The following is a 25199-nucleotide window of genomic DNA, read 5'->3' as shown; positions in this document are numbered from 1 at the left end:
GAGGAGGAAAGAAGGGGGAGTGGAAGAAGGGGGCGGCGGGCCGGGGGGGGGGGGGAGAGCGAAAGCGAGACCGCCGGGGGGGGGAATGGGAGGGGGAAAAGGGACCGGAGAACTGGGCTGGGGGCTGGGGCCGCTGGACCCTGCGCCGCCGGGGGGGGAAAGAGGGGGGGGGGAGGGGGGGGCGCCCCCGCCCCCGCCGGCGGCGACAAGGTCGTCAACGTCTACAACTGGTCGGACTACATCGCCGAGGACACCAACCCGAACTTCGAGAAGGCCACCGGCATCAAGGTGACCTACGACGTGTTCGACAGCAACGAGGTGCTGGAAACCAAGCTGCTGGCCGGTTCCAGCGGCTACGACGTGGTGGTGCCGACGATCAACTTCCTCGGCCGGCAGATCCAGGCCGGCGTGTTCCTGCCGCTGGACAAGACCAAGATCCCGAACTGGGCCAACCTCGACCCGGCGGTGATGAAGAAGCTGGAGGCGCAGGACCCGGGCAACCAGTACGCGGTGCCGTACATGTGGGGCACCACCGGCATCGGCTACAACGTCGACAAGGTCAAGGCCGCGTTCGGCAACACCGACATCGCCGGCAGCCTGGACATCGTGTTCAAGCCGGAAAACATCGCCAAGATGAAGGATTGCGGCGTGACCTTCCTCGACACGCCGGACGAACTGATCCCGCTGGCGCTGAACTATCTGGGCGAGGATCCCAACAGCGAGGACCCGGCGGTGGTCGAGAAGGCGGTGCCGCTGCTGAAGTCGATCCGCCCGTACGTCACCAACTTCCATTCCTCGCAGTACATCGACGGGCTGGCCAACGGCGACACCTGCCTGGTGGTCGGCTGGTCCGGCGACGTGATCCAGGCCCGCGACCGCGCGGCCGAGGCCGGCAACGGCGTCGAGATCGCCTACGCGATCCCGAAGGAGGGCGCGCCGCTGTGGTTCGACATGCTGGCGATCCCGAAGGACGCGCGCCACGTCGATGCGGCCTACGCGTACATCAACTACCTGCTGGATCCGCAGGTGATGGCCAACAACTCCAACTACATCGCCTACCCGAACGCGGTGCCGAAGGCGAAGGCGCTGATGGACAAGGAGATCACCGGCGACCCGACCATCTATCCGCCGGCGGAAGTCGAAGCCAAGCTGTACACCGTGAAGATCCGCCCGCCGCAGATCAACGACCTGTACACCCGGATCTGGACCGACCTGAAGACCGGACACTGAGCGGCCGGCGCTGCACCAGCGGGGCGTGCGGGAAGGGCCGCCCCATCGATCGACGGGGCGCCGCGCCCGCACGGGCCGGCGCCGGAACGGCAACGGGGGACGCATGGCGGCAATGGATGCAACGGGATCCGGCGCGGTGCAGGCGGCCGCGCCGCAGGCGGAAACGTCGGGCGCCGACGAATACGTGCGCATCGTCGACGTGCGCAAGGAGTTCGACGGCTTCGTCGCGGTGGACAACACCAGCCTGAGCATCCGCAAGGGCGAGATCTTCGCCCTGCTGGGCGGCTCGGGCAGCGGCAAGTCGACCCTGCTGCGCTGCCTGGCAGGCTTCGAGAAGCCGACCGCGGGCAAGATCTGGCTCGACGGGCAACTGCTCAACGACCTGCCGCCGTACGAGCGGCCGATCAACATGATGTTCCAGTCCTACGCGCTGTTCCCGCACATGAGCGTGGAGCAGAACGTCGGCTTCGGCCTGAAGCAGGCCGGGATGGCCAGGGACGCGATCGCGGCGCGCGTCGCCGAGATGCTGGCGCTGGTGCAGCTGGGCAAGCTGGCCAGGCGCAAGCCGCACCAGCTTTCCGGTGGCCAGCAGCAGCGCGTCGCGCTGGCGCGCTCGCTGGCGCGCGGGCCGAAGCTGTTGCTGCTCGACGAGCCGATGGGCGCGCTGGACAAGAAGCTGCGCACGCAGATGCAGCTGGAACTGGTCAACATCATCGAGAAGTCCGGGGTGACCTGCGTGATGGTCACCCACGACCAGGAAGAGGCGATGACCATGGCCACGCGCATCGCGCTGATGGAGCACGGCCGCATCCGCCAGGTCGGCACGCCGGACGAGATCTACGAAGCGCCGACCAGCCGTTTCGCCGCCGAGTTCATCGGCTCGGTCAACCTGTTCGAAGGCAGGATCGAGGACGACGAAGTCGACTTCGTCACCATCCGCACGCCCGCGTTCGAGTCGCTGATCCACGTCGGCCACGGCATTTCCGGCTTCGAGGGCCAGGACGTGGCCTTCGGCGTGCGCCCCGAGAAGGTGTGGATCACCAAGGAGGAACCGGAGCAGCGGCACAACAAGGCGCGCGGCACCATCGAGGACATCGCCTACTACGGCAGCCATTCGATCTTCCACGTGCGCCTGCCCAGCGGGGTCAAGGTGCTGTCGAACTTCGCCAACCAGCAGCGCTGGGCCAGCGAGGGCCTGACCTGGGGCGACCCGGTGTGGGTGTCGTGGGACGACAACGACGGCGTGGTGCTGACCTCATGAAGCCGGGCGCGCTGCGCAAATGGCTGCCGGGGCCGCGCTGGGCGGTGATCGCGGTGCCGTACCTGTGGATGCTGGTGTTCTTCGCCATCCCGTTCCTGATCGTGCTGCGCATCTCGTTCTCGATGCGCGACCTGGTCCGTTCGCCGCCGTACACGCCGATCGTCGAGTACGTCAACGGCGCGCTGACCTGGCGGCTCAACTGGGACCACTACATCACCCTGGTCACCGAGTCGCTGTACGTGCAGGCCTACGCCAGTTCGGTGTGGATCGCCGCGGTTTCCACGCTGCTGTGCCTGCTGATCGGCTACCCGATGGCCTACGCGATCTCGCGCATGTCGCCGGCCGCGCGCAACGTCGCGATGATGCTGGTGGTGCTGCCGTCGTGGACCTCGTTCCTGATCCGCGTCTACGCCTGGGTCGGCATCCTCAAGAACAACGGCCTGCTCAACAACCTGCTGATGAAGGCAGGCATCATCGACGAGCCGCTGAAGATCCTGTACACGCCGCTCGCCGCCTACATCGGCATCGTCTACTGCTACCTGCCGTTCATGGTGCTGCCGCTGTACACCAACCTGGTCAAGCACGACCAGCGCCTGCTCGAAGCCGCCTACGATCTCGGCGCGAAGCCGTGGCAGGCGTTCCTGAAGGTGACCCTGCCGCTGTCGAAGGCCGGCATCGTCGCCGGCTGCATGCTGGTGATGATCCCGGCGGTGGGCGAATACGTGATCCCGGAAATGCTTGGCGGCCCCGATACGCTGATGATCGGCCGGCAACTGGTCAACGACTTCAGCGCGTCCACCGACTGGCCGCGCGCGTCGGCGGTGGCGATCGCGATGCTGCTGTTGCTGCTGGTGCCGATCATCGTCTTCAACCGGGTGCGGCAACGCGAGCTGGAGGACAGGCTGGCATGAGCGGCGCCGCCCACGGACGTACCCGCTGGTTCGGCTGGACGGTGCTGGTGCTCGGCTTCGCCTTCCTGTACCTGCCGATCCTGATCCTGATGGTCTATTCGTTCAACGAGAACCGGCTGGCCACGGTATGGTCGCGCTTCTCGTTCAAGTGGTACGTCGCGCTGTTCAACGACCGCGCGATGCTGCAGGCGGCGTGGCTGAGCCTGAAGGTGGCGTTCTGGACCGCGTGCGCGGCGGTGGTGCTGGGCACGCTGGCCTCGCTGGTGATGACGCGGATGCGCAGCTTCCCGACCAAGACCGCGTTCGCCGCGCTGATCACCGCGCCGCTGGTGATGCCTGACGTGATCCTGGGCCTGTCGATGCTGCTGCTGTTCGTCTCCACCGGCGGCCTGGTCAATTCGCTGGGCATGGGCCACTTCGAGGCGAAGGGCGTGTACTCGATCTGGATCGCCCACGTCACCTTCACCCTCGCGTTCGTCACCGTGGTGATCTCCTCGCGCATGGCCGAACTGGACAAGTCGCTGGAGGAGGCGGCGATGGACCTGGGCGCGAACCGGATCAAGGTGTTCTTCCAGATCACCCTGCCGATCATCGCGCCGGCGCTGCTGTCGGGCTGGCTGCTCGCCTTCACCCTGTCGCTGGACGACGTGGTGGTGGCCAGCTTCGTCTCCGGCCCCGGCTCGACCACGCTGCCGATCAAGGTGTTCTCGTCGGTGCGGCGCGGCTTGAACCCGGAGGTCAACGCGGTGGCCACGATCCTGGTGCTGCTGGTTTCGCTGGGCGCCGTCGCCGGGTGGTGGTGGATGCAGCGCGAGGAGAAGCGCCGCCAGCGCGACATGCAACTGGCGGTGCAGGGCAACGGCTGACGCGACAACGATGCGCTAACGCGCGCCGTCGCACACTATCGGACCATGAGCATCGAATCCGTCAATCCCTGGACCGGCCAGGTCGAATACCGCTACGAATGGCGATCCGCCGCCGAAGTCGACGCGACGCTGCAGGCCGCGCGGGAAGCATTCCCCGCGTGGGCCGCGCTGCCGCTGGAGCGGCGCGGCGAACTGCTGAAGCGGGCCGGCGAACAGCTGCGCGCGCGCCGCGACGACATCCAGCGGCTGATGACCGCGGAGATGGGCAAGCTGCGCCGCGAGGCGCTGGCCGAGATCGAGAAATGCGCCGGCGCCTGCGACTACTACGCCGGGCATGCGGCCGCCTACCTGCGCGAGCAGCCCATCGCCACCGAGGCCGCGAGCAGCTACGTGGCCTACGAGCCGATCGGCTGCGTGTTCGCGGTGATGCCGTGGAACTTCCCGATCTGGCAGGTGTTCCGCTTCCTTGCACCGGCGTTGATGGCGGGGAACGTCGCCGTGCTCAAGCACGCGGTCAACGTACCGCGCTGCGCCGACGCGATCAAGGCGGCGCTCGATGCGGCCGGCTTGCCGCGTGGCGTGTTCGACGTGCTGCACATCGACAACGGGCAGGCGGCGGAAGTGATCCGCGACCCGCGCATCGCCGCGGTCACGCTGACCGGCAGTGAGCGCGCCGGCGGGTCGGTCGCCGCCACCGCCGGCAGCGTGCTGAAGAAGTGCGTGATGGAGCTGGGCGGCAGCGACGCCTTCGTCGTGCTCGACGACGCCGACCTCGACGCCACCGTCGCCGCCGCGGTGAAGAGCCGCTTCGACAACGCCGGGCAGACCTGCATCGCCGCCAAGCGCTTCGTCGTGGTCGAGGCGGTCGCCGGCGAATTCGTGCGCCGTTTCGTCGAGGCCGCGTCGAAGCTGCGCGTCGGCGACCCGAACGCCGAGGCGACCCCGCTGGCGCCGATGGCGCGCCGCGACCTGCGCGACGAACTGCAGCGACAGGTGCAGGCCAGCATCGCCGCCGGCGCCAAGCCGCTGCTCGGCTGCGAGCCCGACGCGTCGTATGCCGGCTACCCGGCGGCGATCCTCGACGGCGTCGCGCCGGGCATGCCGGCGTATTCGGAGGAACTGTTCGGCCCGGTCGCCGGCATCCTGCGCGCGAAGGACGAGGCCGACGCGGTGCGGCTGGCCAACGACACCACGTTCGGCCTCGGCGGCAGCGTGTGGACGCGCGACCGCGCGCGCGGCGACCGCGTCGCACGGCAACTGCAGTGCGGCGCGGCCTTCGTCAACGCGATCGTGCGCAGCGACGTGCGCCTGCCGTTCGGCGGCTGCAAGCGTTCCGGCTTCGGCCGCGAACTGGCCGAGCACGGCATCCGCGAGTTCACCAACATCAAGAGCGTCTACGTGGCCTGATGCGCTGCGCCGGTGGAACGGATGGTTGCGCGGCCGGCCGTTCCGGCGCGCCCGTCCGCCGGCATATTGTGCGGACATCCAGGAGGTCCCATGAACGCCATCGCCCAGACGCAACCCGCCCGCATCGTCCGCAAGGTGCGCGGCATGCCCACGTCCGATGGCGCGGGAGTCAAGCTGACCCGCGTGATCGGCGGCCCGGAGCTGCCCGACCTCGATCCGTTCCTGCTGCTCGACGAGTTCGGCACCGACAAGGCCGAGGACTACATCGCCGGCTTCCCGGCCCACCCGCACCGCGGCTTCGAGACCGTCACCTACATGCTCGACGGCCGCATGCGCCACAAGGACAACCACGGCAACGAAGGCCTGCTGACCTCCGGCGCGGTGCAGTGGATGACCGCCGGCCGCGGCCTGGTCCATTCGGAGATGCCGGAACAGGATTCCGGGCGCATGCGCGGCTTCCAGCTGTGGGTCAACCTGCCGGCGAAGGACAAGATGACCGCGCCGAAGTACCAGGAATTCGCCCCGGAGAAGATCCCGGTCGCGCAGCCGAAGCCGGGCGTATCGGTGAAGGTCATCGCCGGTGCGGTCGGCGATGTCGCCGGCCCGATCGCACAGCCGGCGACCGATCCGGTCTACCTCGACATCGCGCTCGACGCCGGCGCGGCGTGGGAGTACGCGCTGCCGGAAGGCCACAACGCCTTCCTCTACGCCTACGAAGGTACGGCGACGGTGGGCGAGGGCGACGACGGCCGCACGCTGGAAACGCGGGAACTCGCGGTGCTCGGCGGCGGCCCGTCGCTGTCGTTGCGCGCGGGCGCGCAGCCCGCGCGGGTCATCCTCGTCGCCGGCCGTCCGATCGGCGAGCCGGTGATGCGCTACGGCCCGTTCGTGATGAACACCAAGCAGGAACTGATGCAGGCCTTCGTCGATTTCCAGGAAGGCCGGTTCTGAAGTGGCTGAATCCCTCTCCCGCAGTGCGGGAGAGGGAAACGCGCGAAGCGCGAGGGTGAGGGTTCGGCTTTTTGAAAGCAGGCTCGCTGCGCTCGCGCCCTCATCCGCCCTTCGGGCACCTTCTCCCGCAAGCGGGAGAAGGGGTGAATACCGCGGCAGGGCCCGCCGTTAGTTCTTGTCGCTACCCAGCCACTTGTAAATGATGCCGCCGACCAGGCCGCCGAGGATCGGCGCGACCCAGAACAGCCACAACTGCGACAACGCGCCGCCCTGCACGAACAGCGCGACGCCGGTCGAGCGCGCCGGGTTCACCGAAGTGTTCGTCACCGGGATGCTGATCAGGTGGATCAGGGTCAGCGCCAGGCCGATCGCGATCGGGGCGAAGCCGGCCGGGGCGCGGCCGTGGGTCGAGCCCATGATCACGATCAGGAAGAACGCGGTCAGCACCACTTCGCACAGGAACGCCGCCGCGGCCGAATAGCCGCCCGGGGACAGGGCATCGTAGCCGTTGGTCGCGAAGGCGCCGGCCGAGGCCGGATCGATGGCGAAGCCGGCCTTGCCGCTGGCGACCTGGAACAGGATGAAACCCGCCGCGATCGCGCCCAGCACCTGCGCGACGATGTACGGCAGCAGGTCCTTGGTCGGGAAGCGGCCGCCGGCCCACAGGCCGAAGCTGACCGCCGGGTTGAAGTGGGCGCCCGAGATGTGGCCGAAGGCGTAGGCGCCGGTCAGCACCGTCAGGCCGAAGGCCAGCGCCACGCCGAGCAGGCCGATGCCCAGCGGATTGCCGTCGCCGCCGAAGTTCGCCGCGAGTACCGCGCTGCCGCAGCCGCCCAGCACCAGCCAGAACGTGCCGAGGAACTCGGCCGCGAGTTTCTTCGCAAGACTCATTGTGACTTCCCCCATCCATGTGCCGCGCCAGTGCGGCGCGGCGAACATAGCCGAAGCCCCCGGGGAAGATGTTGCGGATTCGTTAGCGGCTTCCCGCGGCGCGCGGGTCAGCGATCCGGCAGCGGAATGAACTCGGTCTCGCCGGGGATCTGCCCGAAGCGGCCTTCCTTCCAGTCCAGCTTGGCCTGCTCGATGCGTTCCTTCGAACTGGAAACGAAGTTCCACCACATGTGCCGCGGCGCGTCGAGCGGCTCGCCGCCGAGCAGCATCGCCTTGAGCGGCGTCTTCGCGCGCAGCTTCGGCCTGCTGCCGGGGTCGAGCACGACCAGGTGTTGCGCCGGGATGTCGGCGCCGTCGAGTTGCGCATCGCCTTCGAGCACGTACAGCGCGCGCTCGACCGCGCGGTCGTCGATGTCGAGTTCGGCATCGGCGTCGAGGTCGAGGGCGACGTTGAAGGTGTCGGCGAACACGCGCACCGGCGATTCGAGGCCGAAGCCGCGGCCGGCGATGACGCGGCCGGACACGCCGCCGCGGGTCCAGTGCGGGATGGCGTCGGCGGGGTGGTGGTGGAATTCGGGCGCGACTTCCTCGTGGCTCTTCGGCAGCGCGACCCAGGTCTGCATCCCGTGCGCTTCGTGCCGGCGCGTACGCACGTCGACCGGCGTGCGTTCGGAGTGGGCGATGCCGCGGCCGGCGGTCATCCAGTTGACCGCGCCCGGCGTGATCACCTGCTCGGAGCCGAGCGTGTCCTTGTGCCGGATCGAACCGGACCACAGGTAGGTCACCGTGGCCAGGCCGATGTGCGGGTGCGGGCGCACGTCCATGCCGCGGCCGGGCTCGAAGACCGCCGGGCCCATGTGGTCGACGAACACGAACGGGCCGACGCTGCGCGCCTGGATGCTCGGCACCGCGCGGCGGACCATGAAGCCGCCGCCGAGATCGTGCGTGCGCGGGGGAATGATCGTGGTCATGCGGCTTTCCTCGCTTCGGGGAACCGAGCCAGCATCGCACGGGCCGGGCGTACCTGCATGCCGGCCGCGGGAATGGATTGTTCCGGCTTCCGCAACTCCCTCTCCCCACAAGCGGGAGAAGGAATCACTCGACCTTCAATGTCACGGCCGGCGCGTCGCCGTTCGCCAGCGACTCGAGCGCGAGGGTGCGGCCGGCGAGCATATGGCTGCGTTCGCCCTGGTGGGTATGCAGCGAGAAGGTTTCCGCGTCGTTCGAGCCCTGCGCGCGCCATTCGAAGCGCGCCTCGGCGTCGCCGGCCCAGATGCATTGCACGTCCGGCGGGCAGCGCGAATCGTTGATCGTCCCGACGTAACGCAACGCGCTGCGGTCGGGCAGGGTAACCGACTGGCCGGCCGCGAGGGTGAAGGGCGCTCCGTAGGCGATCGTCGCGGACGCCGGCGTGGCGTCGCCGTAACGGCCGGTTTCCAGCGCCGGTTTCCCGTCGGCGCCGATGCGCACCGTGCTGACGCGGTCGTATTCGCTTTCCGGCATCGGCGCGGCGTCGCAGTCGCACAGCGCGGAAACGATGCCGGGCACGGTATTGCTGTGGCCGACGACCAGTACCGTCCCGCGCCGATGCGCGGCCTTCAAACGCGCGGCGAATTCCACGGCCGGCGACTTTGCTGCGTAGACGGTCACCGGCAGGCGGTGCGCGTCGGCGCCGGGCCGGGCGGTCTGCTGTGTGCGCTTGTATTCGGTGGCATAGACGGCGACGAGGTCCCGCCCCGCAAGCAGGCCGGCGAGTTGCTGCGCGCGCATCCTGCCGGCAACGGACAGGTCCGGATCGCGTTCCGTGTCGCTGGTCTTCTCCGCATGGCGCACGACGACGAAGCTGACGCCGTCGGAAGCGCGGATGCCCGCGCAGCCGGCCAGCGCCAGGGAAAGAAGCAGGAGAAGCGTCGGTTTCATCGGTGAAGGCGCGGCGTGCGGAGGAGGCCTGCCATCATGCCGACAGCGGTGGCCGTCTGTCGATCAGCCGGTCGCCACCGCGCCGCGCCGCGAAGCCAGCCGGTCGGCCAGCCGGGTCGGTTCGGGCAGGCGGTAGCCGGCCAGCGTGCGCAATGTCCAGTGCAGCGCCGACGGCATCGACACGCGATGGCCCGGCGAGACGATCAGCGGCTTGCAGCGCGGTTTGCTGCGCAGGACCCAGCCGATCTGTTCGTCGCCGTGCCACAGCGGCACGTGGTCGCCGCGTAGCGGACCGGGTTCGTCGAAGCGGCCGACCAGCGGCTTCTTCGCCACGCCGATGCTGGGCAGGCCGGTGGCCACGCCGAAGTGCGCGGCGATGCCGAGCCGGCGCGGGTGGGCGATGCCATGGCCGTCGATGAAGGCCAGCCCGGGCCGGCGCGAAAGTTGCGCGAGCGCCTGCAGCAGCGCGGGCAGTTCGCGGAAACTGAGCAGGCCGGGCACGTAGGGCATCGCGGTCGGCACGCGCGCCACCCGGGTCTCGAGCGGCTGCAGCGTGGCCGCGTCGAGCAGCACCGCGGCGGCGCGGGTGGTGGCGCCGGCATCCTCGAAGCCGACGTCGAAGCCGGCCAGCAGGGCCGGCGCTGCCGGCATGCCGTCTTCCAGCACGACCTCGCGCGCGAGTTGCCGTTGCAGCTCGCGCGCCTGGGCAGTGCTGCCATCCCAGCCGGCGAAGGCGGGCATCGCGGTGGACATGGCCGCAGCTTGCCACACCCGGCGCCTCCGCGGCGCCAAGGGCTCGGGCTCAGTCGGGCGACAGCGCCGCCAGCAGGCCCTTCGCCGCGTTGAAACGGTCTGCGGCCTCCGGCATCGGCAGCTTGATCTTCAGCTTGTCCGGACCGTCCATCGCGTAGATCTTCGGCTGCTTCTGGATCATCCGGATCACCGTCATCGGGTCGATGTTCGGCTTGCTCTCGAAGACGATGCGGCCGCTCGCTTCGCCGAGGTCCAGTTTGCGCACGCCCAGCGCGGTCGCGGCCAGCTTCAGTTCGGCGACCGCGAACAGGTGCCTGGCCGCATCCGGCAGCAGGCCGAAGCGGTCGATCATCTCGACCTGCAGGTCGCGCAGCTCGTCCTTGTCGCGCGCGCCGCTGATGCGCTTGTACAGGGTCAGGCGGGCGTGCACGTCGGGCAGGTAATCGTCCGGGATCAGCGCCGGCACGTGCAGTTCGACCTCGGCGCCGCGGCTTTCCTGGCCGGCATCGACGTCCGGCAGCTTGCCCTGGCGGATCGAGCGCACCGCGCGCTCCAGCAGCTCGGTGTACAGGCTGAAGCCGACCTCGGCCATCTGCCCGCTCTGGTCCTCGCCGAGCAGTTCGCCGGCGCCGCGGATCTCCAGGTCGTGCGTGGCCAGGGTGAAGCCGGCGCCGAGTTCGTCCATCGAGGCGATCGCCTCGAGCCGGCGCTCGGCATCCGGGGTCAGGCGCGTGTCCGGGGTCAGCAGGTAGGCGTAGGCGCGGTGGTGCGAACGGCCGACGCGGCCGCGCAGCTGGTGCAACTGCGCCAGGCCGAACTTGTCGGCGCGGTTGATGATGATGGTGTTGGCGTTCGGGATGTCGATGCCGCTCTCGACGATGGTGGTGCACAACAACACGTTGAAGCGCTGCTTCTGGAAGCCCAGCATCACCTGTTCCAGCTCGCGTTCCGGCATCTGCCCGTGGGCGATGCCGATGCGCGCCTCGGGCACCAGTTCCTGCAGTTCGCGCTGCATGCGGCCGATGCTCTCGACGTCGTTGTGCAGGAAGTAGACCTGGCCGCCGCGCGCCAGTTCGCGCTGGAACGATTCCTTCAGCAGCGCGCCATCCCATGGAGTGACGAAGGTCTGCACCGCCAGCCGGTTCGCCGGCGGCGTGGCAATGATCGACAGGTCGCGCAGCCCGGCCATCGCCATGTTCAGTGTGCGCGGGATCGGCGTGGCGGTCAGGGGCAGCAGGGGCACCTCGGCGCGCAGCGCCTTCAGCGCTTCCTTCTGGCGCACGCCGAAGCGCTGCTCCTCGTCGACGATGACCAGGCCCAGGTCGTTGAACTTCACGTCCGGCTGCAGCAGGCGGTGGGTGCCGACGATCACGTCGAGCCTGCCTTCGGCGACCTTCTGCAGTTCCGCCTCGATTTCCTTCTTGGTCTTGAAGCGCGACAGCACCTCGACCCGCAGCGGCCAGTCGGCGAAACGGTCGCGGAAGTTGCGGTAATGCTGTTCGGCCAGCAGCGTGGTCGGCACCAGCACCGCGACCTGCTTGCCGGCGCTGGCGGCGGCGAACGCGGCGCGCACCGCGACCTCGGTCTTGCCGAAGCCGACGTCGCCGCAGACCACGCGGTCCATCGGCTGGCTCGATTGCAGGTCGCGCAACACCGCCTCGATGGCGGCGTGCTGGTCCGGCGTTTCCTCGAACGGGAAGGTCGCGGCGAACGGCTCGTACATCGCGCGGTCCACGTGCAGGGCGAGGCCGGCGCGGGCCTGGCGCCGCGCCTGGATCTCCAGCAGTTCGGCGGCCACGTCGCGGACCTTCTCCTGCGCCTTGCGCTTGGCCTTCGCCCACGCCTCGCCGCCGAGCGAATGCAGCGGCGCGGTTTCCTCCGACGCGCCGGAGTAGCGGCTGATCAGGTGCAACTGCGCGACCGGCACGTACAGGCGGTCGCCCTTGGCGTATTCGATCTCGAGGAATTCGCCGGGCATGCCGCCGACGTTCATCGCGACCAGGCCGCGGTAACGGCCGACGCCGTGGTCCTCGTGGACGATCGGCGCGCCTTCGCGCAGCTCGCCGAGGTCGCGGATGATCGCTTCCGGCTCGCGCCCGGCGCGGCGCCGGCGATGCGGCTGGGTCGCGCGTTCGGGGAACAGCTGGCGTTCGGTCAGCACCGCGATCCGCGGATCGTCGAGGGCGAAGCCGTCCTCGAGCGGCGCGGTGGCGATGGCGAAGCGTTCCTCCGATGCGGCGAAGGCGGGGAATCCGTCCAGCGTCCTCGGCGCCAGTCCGGCCGGCTGCATCACCTCGAGCAGCGCTTCGCGCCGGCCCGGCGAATCGGCGGCGACCAGCACGCGGCCCGGGTAACCCGCGAGGAACGACTGCAGCGCCGCGCCCGGCGCATGGTCCTTCGCCGCCAGCGGCAGCGTCGGTGCCGGCTGGTCGCCCAGCGCGTGCGCGTCGGCGAAGCGCGGATGCTCCCTGCCGCAGACTTCGATGCGGTCGCCGCGGTTCAACCGCTCGCGCAGCGCGTCGGGCGACAGGTACAACTCGTCCGGCGGCAGCAGCGGGCGCTCGAGGTCGTGGCGGCGCTGTTCGTAGCGGTTCGCGGTCTGCGCCCAGAACGCCTCGACCGCGTCGTTGGTGCCGTCGGCCAGCAGCGGCAGCGTGCCGTCGCCGAGGTAGTCGAACAGCGTCGCGGTCCGCTCGAAGAACAGCGGCAGGTAGTATTCGACGCCGGCCGGGGCCAGGCCCGACTTCAGGTCCTGGTACAGCGCGCTGCGCCGGGTGTCGACGTCGAAGCGTTCGCGCAGCGCTTCCAGCGCGCGCTGGACCGCGGTTTCGTTCAGCGGCACTTCGCGGCCGGGCAGCAGCTTCACCCGCTCGACCTTGTCCAGCGAGCGCTGGCTTTCCGGGTCGAACGCGCGGATCGAATCGATGGCGTCGTCGAACAGCTCGATGCGCAGCGGCGTGTCGCTGCCCATCGGGTACACGTCGAGCAGGCCGCCGCGCACGGCGAAATCGCCGGGGTCCAGCACCTGCGGCACGTTGCGGTAGCTGGCCGCCTCGAGGCGGCGCTTCTCGGCGTCGAAGTCGAGCTTCTGTCCGACCTTGTAGTCGAAGCTGCCGCCGAGCACGTGCTGGCGCGGGGGCAGGCGCTGCATCAGCGTCTGCACCGGCACGATCACGATGCCGCGTTCGAGCGCCGGCAGGCGGTGCAGGGTCGCGAGGCGCTGCGAGACGATGTCCGGGTGCGGGCTGAAGCGGTCGTAGGGCAGGGTTTCCCAGTCCGGGAAGGGCAGGACCGGCAGGTCGCCGCCTTCGCCCAGCAGGGTGTGCAGGTCGGATTCGAGCTGGTGCGCGTGCTGGTTGTCGCGGGCGATGGCCAGCAACGGCCCGGCATGCGCCCGGGCGGCACGGATCAGCTGCCACGCCAGTGCGGTCGGCGAAGCCGGCGCGCGCCAGTACGCACGCTGCTGGCCGGCGCGGGGAAGGGGCGGGAAGTCGGGGCTATTCTTCGAATCGTTCATGCGCACAAAACAACAGCAGCGCCGGACACGGTCCGTGCCCAGCGCGAGGGATGCGCAGTTTAGATCAAATGCCCGCGCCGCCCCATTTGCGGCGGAAAAGCAAAGGGCCGGGGCGAGGAGGCGACACGGCGCAAGGCGGGTTCCCCCCTGTGGCGCCACCCCCTCGCCCCGGCCCTTTGCGGGGCGGGGCGGCCGACGCGACGCTGGCGCCGCATCCGCCTTCCCTGCCCGATCCAACGTCCATGGCCGCGCGGACCGGACAGGCCGGCCGGCGCGGCCCGACGAGCGGCCGCCGGGCCTATTCGGCCGTGGTCGGGTCAATCACGGCGACGACCTGCGAAACGCTGTCGGCCGGGAAGCCGCCCTGGCGGGCGTGTTCGCGCACCAGTTCCTCGTTCGGCGCGATGTACACGCAGTAGATCTTGTCGCCGGTGACGTAGCTCTGCTGCCACTGGATCTGCGGGCCGAGGTTGCTCAGCACGCCGCAGGACTTCTGCGAAACGGCGCGCAGTTCGGCCGGCGACAGCTTGCCGGCGCCGGGGATGTTGCGTTCGATCACGTACCTGGGCATCGGAGTCTCCGTTTGCGGGCTAGGGTTTGGCTTCGAGGATGATGTTGAACGGGGTTTCGGTGGCGCGGCGGACGTTCGCGAAACCGGCTTCGTGCAGGATCGCGGTCAGCCTGGCTTCGCCGGCCTGCGCGCCGAGCGCCGGGCCCTTGCGCGCCAGCGACACCGGCACGCAGATCTGCGCGGAGGCGCCGTAGTACATCTGCCCGACCGGGTTGAGGTTGCTCTCGACGCTGTCGCCGGCGAAGGGCTCGACCAGCATGCAGGTGCCGTCGGCGGACAGCGCCGCGCGGGCATGGCGCGCGGCGCCGAGCGGATCGCCCATGTCGTGCAGGCAGTCGAAGAATGCGATCGCGTCGAAGCCGCGTTCCGGGTAGCCGGTGGCGTCGGCCACCTCGAAGCGCGCATTGCGCACGCCCGCTTCCGCGGCATTGCGGCGCGCTGCGTCGATCGACGGCGCGTGGTAGTCGTAGCCGACGAACTCGGATCGCGGGAACGCCTTCGCCATCAGCACCGTGCTGGCGCCATGGCCGCAGCCGACGTCGGCCAGCTTCGCGCCGGCTTCGAGCCTGGCGACCACGCCGTCCAGCGCCGGCAGCCATTCGGTGAGCAGGTGCGCGTTGTAGCCGGCGCGGAAGAAGCGCTCGGTGCCATGGAACAGGCAGGGATGGTGTTCGCCCCACTCCATGCCGGCGCCGCTGCGGAAGTTCTGCAACGTGCGCTGCCTGGCGTGGAAGACCGCCTCTATCACGCTGTAGGCGCCGGGGATGTCGACCGGGCCGCCGGGGTCCGCCAGGCACAGCGCCTGTTCCTCGCTGAGGAAGTAGCGGTCGGCCGCGGGGTCGTATTCGACGTAGCCGCCGGCGGCCTGGTTGCCCAGCCATTCGCGCACGTAGCGTTCATGGGTGCCGGTGGCCTGCGCCAGTTCGGCCGAGGTCATCGGCGCGCGCGCCAGCGCCTTGTACAGGCCGAGCTCGTCGCCGATCTGGATCAGGGTCGCGCTGATCGCACCGCCCATGTCGTCGAGCGCGCGGCCGAGGAACTCGTTGAGTCTGTCTTGCTGGATGGCCATGGGAATCTCGCTGGACGGTACGCGACGTCCCTGTCCGGAGCCCCTGCATCCCGGCCAACGCGGCCGATGCCTCCCGGCGGACACCGTCCGTCGGAAGGCGCCATGCTCATTCGTTCAGATCCAGCACCACCCGCAGCAGCCCCGGCGAACTGCCGGCGTGGTCGTGGCGGAAGCCGAACGACAGCGCCAGCTGCAGCATCGCCGTGTTGCTTTCGGACACGTCGCCGTACAGGTAGTCGAGCTTCTTGGTGCGCGCCCACTTCACCACGCGCTGCAGCAACTTGCGGCCGACGCCCTGGCCGGCGATGAAGCGGCTGATCAGGATCGCGTATTCGGCATCGCGGCTGCGCGGGATCACGGCCGCGCGCGCCAGCGCGCCGACCAGCGCCTCGCCGGGAACCTGGTCTTCGGCCGCGACCAGCACGAATTCGCTGCGCGGATCGGGCTGGCACAGGCGCTGCGCGGCCTGCTCGGTCAGTTCGCCGTCGTCCAGGTGCAGGAAACGCCGGCGCACCTCGTCGGGGCCGAGCAGGGCATAGGCGCCGCGCAACGGCCCGACGTCTTCCGGGCGCACCGGCCGGATCAGCCATTCGCGGCCATCTTCCTGCTGGAAACGCTCGTGCCAGGGGGGAAGTCTTTTCGGCTTGGTCATGGCGGCAGGGATATCCCTTAGACTTTGCGGGCGACGATACGACGAAGGAAGGCCGATGTCGGGTGGTGGGGATTCTACGCGCGCGATCCTTTTCGCGCTGGGCGCGAACCTGGCCATCGCCGTGGCCAAGGGCGTGGCGGCCTTCGTGACCGGTTCCGGCGCGATGCTGGCCGAAACCGTGCACTCCTTCGCCGATTGCGGCAACCAGTTGCTGCTGCTGCTGGGCCTGCGCCAGGCCAGGCGCCCACCGACGCCCGACCACCCGCTGGGCTATGGCCGCGCCATCTACTTCTGGTCGTTCCTGGTCGCGCTGATGCTGTTCAGCGTCGGCGGCGTGTATTCGCTGTACGAAGGCGTCCACAAGCTGCAGCACCCCGAGCCGCTGCAGCAGTGGTGGTGGGCGCTGGGCGTGCTGGCCTTCGCCATCGTCGCCGAAAGCGTGTCGATGCGCGCCTGCCTGCAGGAAGTGGCCAAGGTGCGCGGCGGGCGCGGCATCTGGCAGTGGTTCCGGCAGAGCCGCGAGGCCGAGCTGGTGGTGATCTTCGGCGAGGACCTGGCGGCGCTGGTCGGCCTGGTGCTGGCGTTCTTCGCGGTGGTGCTGTCGGTGGTCACCGGCAATCCGCTGTGGGACGCGCTGGGCACCATCGCCATCGGCGCGCTGCTGATCGTGGTCGCGGTGCTGGTGGCGGTCGAGGTCAAGTCGATGCTGATCGGCCAGAGCGTCGAGCCCGAGCTGGAGAAGAAGCTGGTAGCGTGGTTGCTCGCACGCCGGGAAATCGACCACCTGATCCGCGTCATCCCGATGCAGCACGGCAACGAGGTGGTGCTGTCGGTGCAGGCGGTGATGTGCGAGAAGGCCGACGCCGGCGCATTGCTGGCCGACATCGAGCGGGTCGAGGACGAACTGAAGGCGGCGTTCCCGGCGGTGCGCTGGACCTTCTTCGAACCGGATACGCCGCGCGGCTGACGCGTCTCAGCCGCTTTCGCGCAGCCATTCCAGCCGCGTCGAAGCCCCGGCTTCGCCGAGCAGTCGCTGCAACACCGGCAGCGCCGGCGCGATGGCCCGGTCGAACTGCCACGGCGGGTTGAGCAGCAGCATGCCGCTGCCGTTGAGGCGCAGCGGCGAGTCGTCCGGGCGCACCAGCAATTCCGCGAGCAGGACGGATTTGGCGTCCAGCACGGCGACCTTGCGCAGGAACGGCTGCAGGCTGCGGCGCTGCTTGACCGGGTACCACACCGCGTAGGTCGCGTTCGGCCAGCGCTGCAGGCCCTCGCGCAACGCGGCGGCGACCAGCGGGTATTCGGCGTCCTGCGCCTCGTACGGCGGGTCGATCAGCACCAGGCCGCGGGCGAACTTCGTCGCGCCGAGCCTTGGCGGCAACAACGCCTTCACCGCGGCGTAACCATCTCGCGCATGCACGGCCACGCGCGGGTCGTGCGCGAACAGCGATTTCAGCGCCGCCGCTTCCTCCGGCTGCAGTTCGCAGGCGGCGAGCCGGTCGTTTTCGCGCAGTTCGTTCGCGACCAGCAGCGGCGACCCCGGATAGACCTCGGTGCCGCCTTCCGGATTGAAGGCTGCGACGGCGTCGAGGTAGCGCCGCAACGCCTCCGGCAGGCCGGCCTGGCCGCGCAGCCTGCCGATGCCGGTCTCGGCCTCGGCGGTCTTGCGGCTTGCCTCGGCCGACAGCGCGTAGCGGCCGCGCCCGGCATGGGTGTCGAGCACGAAGAACGGGCCGTCCTTGCGCTTCAGTGCGTCGAGCAGGGCCAGCAGCACCGTGTGCTTGAGCGCGTCGGCGTGGTTGCCGGCATGGAAGGCGTGGCGGTAATTCATGCCGCGCAGCATAGCGGCGGGGCAGGGGCTCCGACTATGCTTCGCACCATGCCCACCATCCTGGTCGCCGAAGACGAACCCGCCATCGCCGACGCGGTGCTGTACGCGCTGCGCAGCGAGGGCATGGACGCGCAGCACTGCCTGCTCGGCCGGGAAGTGGCGCCGCGGGTGCGCGCCGGCGGCATCGACGTGGTGGTGCTGGACGTGGGCCTGCCCGACGCCAGCGGCTTCGACGTGTGCCGTGAACTGCGCGGCTCCAGCGAGGCGTGGGTCAGCGGGGTGCCGGTGATCTTCCTGACCGCGCGCAACGACGAGGTCGACCGCGTGCTCGGCCTGGAACTGGGCGCCGACGACTACATCGCCAAGCCGTTCTCGCCGCGCGAACTGGTCGCGCGGGTGCGCGCGCGGCTGCGCCGCAGCCAGCCGGCGGGGCAGGCCGGCATCGCCGCGCACGGCCTGCTGCAGCGGGGCGATTTCGCCATCGACCGCGAAGGCCACCGCATCCACTGGCGCGGCCAGGCGCTCGACCTGACCCGCTACGAGTACGCGCTGCTCGAGGCGCTGCTGCAGCGGCCCGGCGCCATCCTCAGCCGCGCGCAGCTGATGGACCGCGGCTGGGACAGCGACGCCGACAGCGCCGACCGCACCGTCGACACCCACGTGAAGACGCTGCGCGCCAAGCTGCGCGCGGTCGGCGCCGATCCCGACCCGATCCGCACCCATCGCGGACTGGGCTACTCGCTCGAGGCCTGACGTGCGCCTCGGCCTGCGCCTGGTCCTCGGCTTCTTCCTGATCGTCGGGCTTGCCGCGTTCTTCGTGATGCGCGTGTTCGTCAACGAAGTGAAGCCGGGCGTGCGCCAGTCGATCGAGTCCACCCTGGTCGACACCGCCAACCTGCTGGCGGAACTGGCTGCGGACGACATGGAAAGTGGGCACATCGCCGACGGCCGCTTCGCCGCGCGCGTGGCGAAGGCGCAGCGGCGCGACCCGGACGCGCAGATCTGGCAGTTCAGGAAGCGCGGCATCGATTTCCGCGTCACCGTCACCGATACGCACGGCACCGTGGTCTTCGATTCGGAGGGGCGCGACGTCGGTCGCGACAATTCGCGCTGGAACGACGTGCTGCGCACGCTGCGCGGCGAATACGGCGCGCGCTCCAGCCCGGAGTCGCCCGGCGACGACATCCGCACCGTCATGCACGTGGCCGCGCCGATCCGCGACGACGCGGGCAGGCTGATCGGCGTGCTCAGCGTGGCCCAGCCGAACGCCGCGTTCGAGCCGTTCATCGCCGCCAGCCAGCGCAACATCATGCTGCGCGGGGCGTGGCTGATCGGCCTGTCGGCGCTGATCGGCCTGCTGGTGACGGTGTGGCTGATGCTGCGGATCAACCGGCTGACCGACTACGCGCACGCGGTCAGCGTCGGCGCGCCCGCGCCGCCGCCGCCGCAGGGCCGCGACCAGATCGGTCAGCTCGGCCGCGCGCTCGAGGCGATGCGGGTGAAGCTGGAAGGCAAGGCCTACGTCGAGCAGTACGTGCAGTCGCTGACCCACGAGATGAAGAGCCCGCTGGCGGCGATCCGCGGTGCGGCCGAACTGCTGCAGGAGCCGATGCCGGAAGCCGACAGGCTGCGCTTCCTGCAGAACATCAGCACGCAGGAGCAGCGCCTGACCGAGACCATCGACAAGCTGCTGGCATTGGCCGAGGTCGAGCAGCACGGCTGGCTGCAGAAGCGCGAACGGATCGACGTCGCCGCGCTGCTGGCGCAGGTCGCCGAGGCCGAGGCCGCGCAGATCGAAACGCGCGGGCTGCGCCTGTCGCTGCGGATGCCGGAACCGCCGCTCGCGGTCGAAGGCGACCCGTTCCTGCTGCGGCAGGCGCTGTCGAACCTGCTCGACAACGCCATCGCGTTCTCGCCGCCGGGCGGAACGGTCGAACTCGCGGCCGCCCGCGACGGCGGCGACGTCGCCATCGCGGTACGCGACCGCGGCCCGGGCGTGCCGGATTTCGCGCGGGAACGCATCTTCGAGCGCTTCTACTCGCTGGCACGGCCGGACACCGGTCTGCGCAGCTCCGGCCTGGGGCTGCCGTTCGTGCGCGAGGTCGCGCGCCTGCACGGCGGCAGCGCCAGCCTGCGCAACCGCGACGATGGCGGCACGGAGGCCGTGCTGCGCCTGCCGCCGGCCTGACCGCCGACTTCACCTCCGCTTCAAATTCGCCACAAACCCGGCCCACGCCGGGGGCGCAGGCTTGCCATGTCTCCACAACCGGCGAGCCCGCATGAAATCGTTCCGATTGTTGTTGCGTTTCCTGACCGTCGGCGGCCTGGTGCTGTTGCTGCTGATACCCCTGGCCCTGATCCGCGGGCTGATCGGAGAACGCGAGTCCTATCGCGCGCAGGCGGTGCAGCGGGTCGTGCAGAACAATGCCGGCTCACAGCGTTTCGTCGGCCCGCTGCGGGTCGTGCCGTGGACCGACACGCAGACCGTGACCTATGTCGGCGACGACGGCGTCACCCGCAACCGCGTCGAGCGCAGCAGCGGGTACAGCCTGCAGGTGCCGGTTTCGCTCGACATCGTTGGGCGGCTGGAGCCGAGGCGGCTGAAGTCCGGCCTGTACGAGGTCCCGGTCTACGAATGGAAGGCGAAACTGAAGGCGGAGTTCGACGACAAGCTTCCGCTGGCCGCGAACGGCGTCAGCCGGGAGTACGGGATCCCGTACCTGGCGTTCGGGATCTCCGATGTGCGCGGGCTGGTCGGTACGCCGGTGCTGCGCCTCGACGGCGCGGCGTTGCCGCTGCAGGCGGGGACGAGCGAGCTCAAGGGACTCGATGGCCTGCACGCGATGCTGCCGGCCGCGAGCGACGGCAAGGTCGGCGGGCACCGGGTGGAAATGGATTTCGTGCTGAAGGGGACGCAGTCGCTGTCGGTGGCCCCGGTCGGCAACGGCAACCACATCGTCCTCGGGTCGCCATGGCCGCATCCGAAGTTCGATGGCTATTCGCCGCGCAGCGAAACCGGCCCCGGCGGCTTCAATGCGACCTGGGACATTTCCTCGCTGAGCAGCAACATCCAGTCGCGCATGCAGGCCGGGGACTTCGATGCCGACAGCGTCAAGATCGGCCTGATCGACCCGGTCGACGTCTACACGCTGGCCGACCGCGCCAGCAAGTACGGCATCCTGTTCGTGGTGCTGACCTTCGTCGGCTTCGGCCTGTTCGAGCTGATCAAGCGCCTGCCGATCCACCCGCTGCAGTACCTGCTGGTCGGGCTGGCGCTGGCGATCTTCTTCCTGCTGCTGCTCAGCCTGTCCGAGCACGTCGCGTTCTGGCAGGCCTACCTGGCGTCGGCGGCGGCGTGCATCGGCCTGCAGTTCGTCTACTTGTCCGGGGTGCTGAAGAGCTGGCTGCGCGCCTCCGGCTTCGCGACCATGCTGACCGCGCTGTACGGCGTGCTCTACACCTTGCTGCTGTCGGAGGACAACGCGCTGCTGATGGGCTCGCTGCTGCTGTTCGGCATCCTCGCCACGATCATGTGGATCACCCGCAAGGTCGACTGGTACGAACTCGGTACTTCGCTGCGCTGAGGCCGGCCGTGCTGAACGCCGAAGCCGTGCACAGGCGCGCGCGCCGCGTGCTGCCGGAGGTCCTTGCGACCTCCGGCGTCGCGCTCGAGGACGCCAGCGAAGCGGGGCTGGCGGCGCTGCTGTTCCCGCTGCGGCGTCCGTCCAGCGGTACGGTCGCGTTCCGCCTGTGCGAAGCCAGCGCCCGCGAATTGCAGGCCGACCCCGACGCCTTCCTGCGCAAGGCGCTGGTCGCGCGCGAACCGCTGGGGCGCTTCGCCGCGCCCGCCCGCTACCGCCCGTGGCGCCGCGTGCCGGTGGAGGCCGGCGGCGTGTATTTCACCTCGCGCCACGATGGACGCGGGTTGATCGTGGTCGTGCCCGCCGAACGCATGGTGGTTTACCTCTGGCGCGACTGAACGCCGCGCCGTCGCGGTCGTCGTGGCCGGCGGCGTACGTTAAAGTTCGCGCATGGCCCCCGCCCATCGCATCGAGATCTTCCACGGCAACGAAGTCGAGCCCTGGCTCGACGCCGTGGCGCGGCTGCGCATCGCCGTGTTCCGCGACTGGCCGTACCTGTACGAGGGCGCGCCGGACTACGAGAAGGAATACCTGGCCACCTACGCGAAATCGCCGGGCAGCGTGTTCGTGCTCGCGATCGATGGCGACGAGGTCGTCGGCGCCTCGACCGGCCTGCCGCTGGCCGACGAGACCGATGCATTCAAGTCGCCTTTCATCGGGCAGGACATCGCCATCGGCGACGTGTTCTATTTCGGCGAATCGGTGTTGCTGCCGGGATATCGCGGCGGCGGCATCGGCCATGTCTTCTTCGACGCGCGCGAGGCGCGGGCGCGCGAGCTGGGCCTGGGCATCACCGCGTTCTGTGCAGTCGATCGCGGCGATGACGACCCCCGCAGGCCGGCCGGTTACCGCAGCAACAAGGCGTTCTGGATCAAGCGCGGCTACGCGCGCCGCCCCGGCATGACGATGCGGCTGGAATGGAACGAGATCGGCCGTGGCGAGATCGACCACGAGCTGACTTTCTGGCTGCGCGACTGGAGCGGAAGGCGATGAAGGTGGCGGTGGCCAAGTACCGGATCGGCGAGCCTCGCGACTTCGACGAGTTCGCCGCCGGGGTGGAAGCCGCGATCGGCGCGGCCGCCGCGGCCGGCGCGCGCATCGCGGTGCTGCCCGAATACCTGTCGCTGGAACTGGGCGCGACCTGCACGGCGGACGTGCGCGGCGACCTGCAGGCTTCGCTGGCGGCGATCCAGCCCTATCGCTGCCACTGGCTGGCGCTGTTTTCGCGCCTGGCGATGCAGAAGCGCATGCACATCGTCGCCGGCAGCTTCCTGCTGGCGGCAAACCGGGACGGCCGCTACCGCAACCGCTGCGACTGGTTCACGCCGGACGGTGCGCACGGCTGGCAGGACAAACTGCAGTTGACCGGTTTCGAGAAGGCCGCCGGCGTCATCGAAGGCGGCGACGAACTGAAGGCGTTCGCCGCCGATGGCATCCGCGCCGGCATCGCGGTCTGCTACGACTGCGAGTTCCCGTTGCCGGTGCGCGCGCAGTGCGAGGCGGGCGCGCACCTGCTCGTCGTCCCCAGCTGCACCGATACCGAGGCGGGCGCGACCCGGGTGCGCGTCGGCTGCCTGGCGCGCGCGCTGGAGAACCGGGTCTTCGTCGCGCAGGCGGGGACCGCGGGCGAGGCGGCGTGGAGCCCGGCGCTGGGCGTCAATACCGGCGAGGCGGCGATCTACGCGCCGATGGACCGGGGCTTTCCCGCCGACGGCATCGTCGCGCAGACCCGCGGCGACCAGGCATGGGCCGTCGCCGACCTCGATTTCGACGCCCTCGCGGCCAGCCGCGCCGGGGCGCAGGTCGCCAACGACCGCGACTGGGCCGGCCAGCTGGCGCCGGGCATCGCGCGGGCACGGGTCGAGACGCTGTAGCAGCGGCGGCTTTCAACGGCCGAATGGCAGGCGGGAACCGTCCGCGAACCCGCGGAATTGTCCGCGAAGCGCCGACGGAGGCAGTCGCGGCTTGTGCCGCCGCTGCAAGGCCGACCATGACCAATGGCGGACAGACGCGGCCCCTCGACCCTGTCTAGACTCGGCGCTTTCGTGTCATCGGGAATGCCCGGGGGAGAGAGGACGTGGTCAAGCGGAGTTTGCTGGTGTTGTGCCTGGGCCTGGCCGGCGTGGCCCAGGCAGGGGAACCGGTCGATCTGGACATGGTCGGCCGCATCCGCCAGGAGGCATTCTACCGGTCGCAGGTGATGCAGACCCTGGGCCACCTGACCGAGGACATCGGTCCGCGTCTGACCAATTCGCCGGCGATGGCGCAGGCCAACGAATGGACCCGCTCCAAGTTCAAGGAATGGGGCCTGTCCAACATCCACGACGAGTCCTTCGACGACTTCGGCCGCGGCTGGGCGTTCCGTTCGGCCAGCGTCGAGCAACTGGCGCCGCGCGCGCTGCCGCTGCACGCGCTGCCGAAGGCGTGGACGCCGGGCACCCGCGGTACGGTCGAGGGCGAGGCCGTCGCGGTCAGCGTGAAGAGCAAGGCCGACCTGGACAAGTACAAGGGCAAGCTGAAGGGCAGGATCGTGCTGCTCAGCGAAGCGCGCGAATACAAGCCCGGCACCGAGGCCGACAGCAAGCGCTACGACGAAAAGGGCCTGGAGGAACTGCTCGACTTCGCCGTGCCGAAGGCCCGGGACCCCGCCGAACGCAAGAAGCGGCTTGACGAATACGCCAAGCGCATCGAGCTGGCCAAGGAGATCAACGGCTTCCTGGTCGAGGAGGGCGCATTGGCCGCGCTGAGCATCAGCAGCCGCGACAACGGCATCCTCACCGTGCAGGGCGGCGGTTCGCGCCGCGCCGGCGAATCGGCGGGCATCCCGGAACTGGTCGTCGCCGCCGAGCACTACAATCCGCTGCTGCGCGCGCTGGACCGCAACGAGACCGTGCGCCTGCGCGTCAACGTCGACGCAGGCTTTACCAGCGACGGCAACGATCCCGGCTACAACACCATCGCCGAGATCCCCGGCAGCGGCAAGGGCGACGAGGTGGTGATGATCGGCGCGCACATGGACTCGTGGCACGCCGGCACCGGCGCGGCCGATAACGGCGCCGGCGTGGCGGTGATGATGGAGGCGATGCGCATCCTCAAGGCGGTCGGCGCGAAGCCGAAGCGCACCATCCGCATCGCGCTGTGGAGCGGCGAGGAACAGGGCCTGATCGGCTCGGCGGCCTACGTCGCCCAGCACTTCGCCGCGTACCCGGAACCGACCGACCCCGAGCAGAAGAAGCTGCCGGCGTTCTTCCGCGAGCCGACCGGCGCGCTGCAGCGCAAGCCCGGCTACGAGAAACTGGCCGCGTACTTCAATCTGGACAACGGCTCGGGCAAGATCCGCGGCGTTTACGCGCAGGAAAACCAGGCGGCGATGCCGATCTTCGCGGAATGGCTGAAGCCGTTCAACGACGTCGGCGCGACCATCGTCACCAGCCGCAACACCGGCAGCACCGACCACATCTCGTTCGACCGCGTCGGCCTGCCGGGCTTCCAGTTCGTACAGGACGGCCTGGACTACTTCGCCAACGCCCACCACACCGACCTGGATACCTACGACCACGCGTCGGCCGACGACCTGAAGCAGGCCGCGGCGATAGTGGCCGCGTTCGCCTACAACGCGGCGATGCGCGACCAGAAGCTGCCGCGCAAGCCGCTGCAGCAAAACTGACCGCGGTATTCGCCGTGCGCAGATGCGGCGAGGGCCGGCAGTGCCGGCCCTTATTTTCCCG

The 25199-nt window shown here is 69.7% G+C and carries 23 protein-coding genes; 14 read left to right on the top strand and 9 right to left on the bottom strand.

The features are described 5' to 3' along the window. Positions 1-117: 117 nt before the first annotated feature. The 6 genes from CSC71_RS13185 to CSC71_RS13160 all read left to right on the top strand — a co-directional run bounded on the left by CSC71_RS13185 (position 118) and on the right by CSC71_RS13160 (position 6626). Positions 118-1230, top strand: a complete 1113-nt coding sequence (locus CSC71_RS13185; protein WP_162374840.1) for a polyamine ABC transporter substrate-binding protein — start codon at positions 118-120, stop codon at positions 1228-1230. Positions 1231-1342: 112 nt separating this feature from the next. Beyond that, complete coding sequence (locus tag CSC71_RS13180; RefSeq protein ID WP_162374836.1) at positions 1343-2491, top strand: ABC transporter ATP-binding protein; 1149 nt, start codon at positions 1343-1345, stop codon at positions 2489-2491. Beyond that, the gene (locus CSC71_RS13175; RefSeq protein WP_162374835.1) at positions 2488-3402 is read left to right on the top strand and encodes an ABC transporter permease subunit; all 915 of its coding nucleotides are present in this window, start codon (positions 2488-2490) and stop codon (positions 3400-3402) included. The genes CSC71_RS13180 and CSC71_RS13175 overlap by 4 nt, the downstream gene beginning before the upstream one ends. Further along, positions 3399-4268: an ABC transporter permease subunit gene (locus tag CSC71_RS13170; RefSeq protein WP_162374834.1), complete on the top strand. Its 870-nt coding sequence runs from the start codon at positions 3399-3401 to the stop codon at positions 4266-4268. The genes CSC71_RS13175 and CSC71_RS13170 overlap by 4 nt, the downstream gene beginning before the upstream one ends. Before the next feature lie 45 nt (positions 4269-4313). Continuing rightward, positions 4314-5675, top strand: a complete 1362-nt coding sequence (locus tag CSC71_RS13165) for an NAD-dependent succinate-semialdehyde dehydrogenase (protein ID WP_162374833.1) — start codon at positions 4314-4316, stop codon at positions 5673-5675. Positions 5676-5765: 90 nt separating this feature from the next. Next, the gene (locus tag CSC71_RS13160) at positions 5766-6626 is read left to right on the top strand and encodes a pirin family protein (RefSeq protein ID WP_162374832.1); all 861 of its coding nucleotides are present in this window, start codon (positions 5766-5768) and stop codon (positions 6624-6626) included. 168 nt (positions 6627-6794) lie between these two features. Here the strand turns inward: CSC71_RS13160 and aqpZ are convergent, their stop codons facing one another. The 8 genes from aqpZ to CSC71_RS13120 form a co-directional block, all read right to left on the bottom strand. Next, a complete protein-coding gene (gene aqpZ / locus CSC71_RS13155; protein WP_162374831.1) occupies positions 6795-7517 on the bottom strand; it encodes an aquaporin Z in 723 nt (240 codons plus the stop codon). A 107-nt stretch (positions 7518-7624) separates the two neighbouring features. After that, positions 7625-8488 carry a pirin family protein gene (locus tag CSC71_RS13150; protein WP_162374830.1) on the bottom strand — a complete coding sequence of 288 codons (864 nt, stop codon included), beginning with the start codon at positions 8486-8488 and terminating at the stop codon, positions 7625-7627. A 124-nt stretch (positions 8489-8612) separates the two neighbouring features. Further along, a complete protein-coding gene (locus CSC71_RS13145) occupies positions 8613-9437 on the bottom strand; it encodes a SixA phosphatase family protein (RefSeq protein WP_162374829.1) in 825 nt (274 codons plus the stop codon). 63 nt (positions 9438-9500) lie between these two features. Continuing rightward, complete coding sequence (gene nfi / locus CSC71_RS13140) at positions 9501-10190, bottom strand: deoxyribonuclease V (protein ID WP_162374828.1); 690 nt, start codon at positions 10188-10190, stop codon at positions 9501-9503. A gap of 49 nt (positions 10191-10239) precedes the next feature. Then, the gene (gene mfd / locus CSC71_RS13135) at positions 10240-13707 is read right to left on the bottom strand and encodes a transcription-repair coupling factor (protein WP_162374827.1); all 3468 of its coding nucleotides are present in this window, start codon (positions 13705-13707) and stop codon (positions 10240-10242) included. Positions 13708-14005: 298 nt separating this feature from the next. After that, the gene (locus CSC71_RS13130; RefSeq protein WP_162374826.1) at positions 14006-14278 is read right to left on the bottom strand and encodes a DUF4242 domain-containing protein; all 273 of its coding nucleotides are present in this window, start codon (positions 14276-14278) and stop codon (positions 14006-14008) included. A gap of 19 nt (positions 14279-14297) precedes the next feature. Further along, positions 14298-15347, bottom strand: coding sequence for a class I SAM-dependent methyltransferase (locus CSC71_RS13125; RefSeq protein WP_162374825.1), 1050 nt, complete (start codon positions 15345-15347; stop codon positions 14298-14300). Positions 15348-15453: 106 nt separating this feature from the next. Then, on the bottom strand, positions 15454-15999 hold the full coding sequence (locus tag CSC71_RS13120; RefSeq protein WP_162374824.1) for a GNAT family N-acetyltransferase: 546 nt from the start codon (positions 15997-15999) through the stop codon (positions 15454-15456). Between the two features lie 55 nt (positions 16000-16054). Between CSC71_RS13120 and CSC71_RS13115 the strand changes: the two genes are divergently transcribed. Then, on the top strand, positions 16055-16966 hold the full coding sequence (locus CSC71_RS13115) for a cation diffusion facilitator family transporter (RefSeq protein ID WP_162374823.1): 912 nt from the start codon (positions 16055-16057) through the stop codon (positions 16964-16966). Positions 16967-16972: 6 nt separating this feature from the next. Here CSC71_RS13115 and CSC71_RS13110 read toward each other — a convergent pair whose 3' ends face one another. Beyond that, positions 16973-17830, bottom strand: coding sequence for a 23S rRNA (adenine(2030)-N(6))-methyltransferase RlmJ (locus tag CSC71_RS13110; RefSeq protein ID WP_162374822.1), 858 nt, complete (start codon positions 17828-17830; stop codon positions 16973-16975). A gap of 36 nt (positions 17831-17866) precedes the next feature. On the opposite strand from CSC71_RS13110, the gene creB reads away from it, so the two are divergent. The 7 genes from creB (at position 17867) to CSC71_RS13075 (ending at position 25138) form a co-directional block, all read left to right on the top strand. After that, positions 17867-18583, top strand: coding sequence for a two-component system response regulator CreB (creB, locus tag CSC71_RS13105; protein ID WP_162374821.1), 717 nt, complete (start codon positions 17867-17869; stop codon positions 18581-18583). A 1-nt stretch (position 18584) separates the two neighbouring features. After that, positions 18585-20018: a two-component system sensor histidine kinase CreC gene (creC, locus tag CSC71_RS13100; protein WP_162374820.1), complete on the top strand. Its 1434-nt coding sequence runs from the start codon at positions 18585-18587 to the stop codon at positions 20016-20018. Positions 20019-20109: 91 nt separating this feature from the next. Continuing rightward, the gene (gene creD, locus CSC71_RS13095; protein WP_162374819.1) at positions 20110-21414 is read left to right on the top strand and encodes a cell envelope integrity protein CreD; all 1305 of its coding nucleotides are present in this window, start codon (positions 20110-20112) and stop codon (positions 21412-21414) included. 8 nt (positions 21415-21422) lie between these two features. Continuing rightward, complete coding sequence (locus tag CSC71_RS13090; protein WP_162374818.1) at positions 21423-21809, top strand: hypothetical protein; 387 nt, start codon at positions 21423-21425, stop codon at positions 21807-21809. A 52-nt stretch (positions 21810-21861) separates the two neighbouring features. Continuing rightward, positions 21862-22464 carry a GNAT family N-acetyltransferase gene (locus CSC71_RS13085; RefSeq protein WP_162374817.1) on the top strand — a complete coding sequence of 201 codons (603 nt, stop codon included), beginning with the start codon at positions 21862-21864 and terminating at the stop codon, positions 22462-22464. Further along, positions 22461-23345 carry a carbon-nitrogen hydrolase family protein gene (locus CSC71_RS13080; protein ID WP_162374816.1) on the top strand — a complete coding sequence of 295 codons (885 nt, stop codon included), beginning with the start codon at positions 22461-22463 and terminating at the stop codon, positions 23343-23345. The genes CSC71_RS13085 and CSC71_RS13080 overlap by 4 nt, the downstream gene beginning before the upstream one ends. A gap of 203 nt (positions 23346-23548) precedes the next feature. Beyond that, positions 23549-25138, top strand: coding sequence for a M20/M25/M40 family metallo-hydrolase (locus CSC71_RS13075; RefSeq protein ID WP_246192214.1), 1590 nt, complete (start codon positions 23549-23551; stop codon positions 25136-25138). The last annotated feature ends 61 nt before the right edge of the window (positions 25139-25199 follow it).

The organism is Pseudoxanthomonas sangjuensis (genome assembly GCF_010211755.1).
In the GTDB taxonomy this organism is placed as follows: domain Bacteria; phylum Pseudomonadota; class Gammaproteobacteria; order Xanthomonadales; family Xanthomonadaceae; genus Pseudoxanthomonas_A; species Pseudoxanthomonas_A sangjuensis.
Note: the sequence above shows the minus strand (reverse complement) of the source record. Positions and strands in the feature narration are given on the sequence as shown.

Excerpts from the sequence above, each read along its gene's own strand:
- CSC71_RS13120 (WP_162374824.1), bottom strand. The coding sequence starts at position 15,999 with ATGACCAAGCCGAAAAGACTTCCCCCCTGGCACGAGCGTTTCCAGCAG.
- creB (WP_162374821.1), top strand. The coding sequence starts at position 17,867 with ATGCTTCGCACCATGCCCACCATCCTGGTCGCCGAAGACGAACCCGCC.
- CSC71_RS13175 (WP_162374835.1), top strand. The coding sequence starts at position 2,488 with ATGAAGCCGGGCGCGCTGCGCAAATGGCTGCCGGGGCCGCGCTGGGCG.
- creD (WP_162374819.1), top strand. The coding sequence starts at position 20,110 with ATGAAATCGTTCCGATTGTTGTTGCGTTTCCTGACCGTCGGCGGCCTG.
- CSC71_RS13085 (WP_162374817.1), top strand. The coding sequence starts at position 21,862 with ATGGCCCCCGCCCATCGCATCGAGATCTTCCACGGCAACGAAGTCGAG.
- CSC71_RS13165 (WP_162374833.1), top strand. The coding sequence starts at position 4,314 with ATGAGCATCGAATCCGTCAATCCCTGGACCGGCCAGGTCGAATACCGC.
- nfi (WP_162374828.1), bottom strand. The coding sequence starts at position 10,190 with ATGTCCACCGCGATGCCCGCCTTCGCCGGCTGGGATGGCAGCACTGCC.
- mfd (WP_162374827.1), bottom strand. The coding sequence starts at position 13,707 with ATGAACGATTCGAAGAATAGCCCCGACTTCCCGCCCCTTCCCCGCGCC.
- CSC71_RS13180 (WP_162374836.1), top strand. The coding sequence starts at position 1,343 with ATGGATGCAACGGGATCCGGCGCGGTGCAGGCGGCCGCGCCGCAGGCG.
- CSC71_RS13160 (WP_162374832.1), top strand. The coding sequence starts at position 5,766 with ATGAACGCCATCGCCCAGACGCAACCCGCCCGCATCGTCCGCAAGGTG.
- CSC71_RS13130 (WP_162374826.1), bottom strand. The coding sequence starts at position 14,278 with ATGCCCAGGTACGTGATCGAACGCAACATCCCCGGCGCCGGCAAGCTG.
- CSC71_RS13150 (WP_162374830.1), bottom strand. The coding sequence starts at position 8,488 with ATGACCACGATCATTCCCCCGCGCACGCACGATCTCGGCGGCGGCTTC.
- CSC71_RS13125 (WP_162374825.1), bottom strand. The coding sequence starts at position 15,347 with ATGGCCATCCAGCAAGACAGACTCAACGAGTTCCTCGGCCGCGCGCTC.
- CSC71_RS13145 (WP_162374829.1), bottom strand. The coding sequence starts at position 9,437 with ATGAAACCGACGCTTCTCCTGCTTCTTTCCCTGGCGCTGGCCGGCTGC.
- aqpZ (WP_162374831.1), bottom strand. The coding sequence starts at position 7,517 with ATGAGTCTTGCGAAGAAACTCGCGGCCGAGTTCCTCGGCACGTTCTGG.
- CSC71_RS13115 (WP_162374823.1), top strand. The coding sequence starts at position 16,055 with ATGTCGGGTGGTGGGGATTCTACGCGCGCGATCCTTTTCGCGCTGGGC.
- CSC71_RS13170 (WP_162374834.1), top strand. The coding sequence starts at position 3,399 with ATGAGCGGCGCCGCCCACGGACGTACCCGCTGGTTCGGCTGGACGGTG.
- CSC71_RS13110 (WP_162374822.1), bottom strand. The coding sequence starts at position 17,830 with ATGAATTACCGCCACGCCTTCCATGCCGGCAACCACGCCGACGCGCTC.
- CSC71_RS13080 (WP_162374816.1), top strand. The coding sequence starts at position 22,461 with ATGAAGGTGGCGGTGGCCAAGTACCGGATCGGCGAGCCTCGCGACTTC.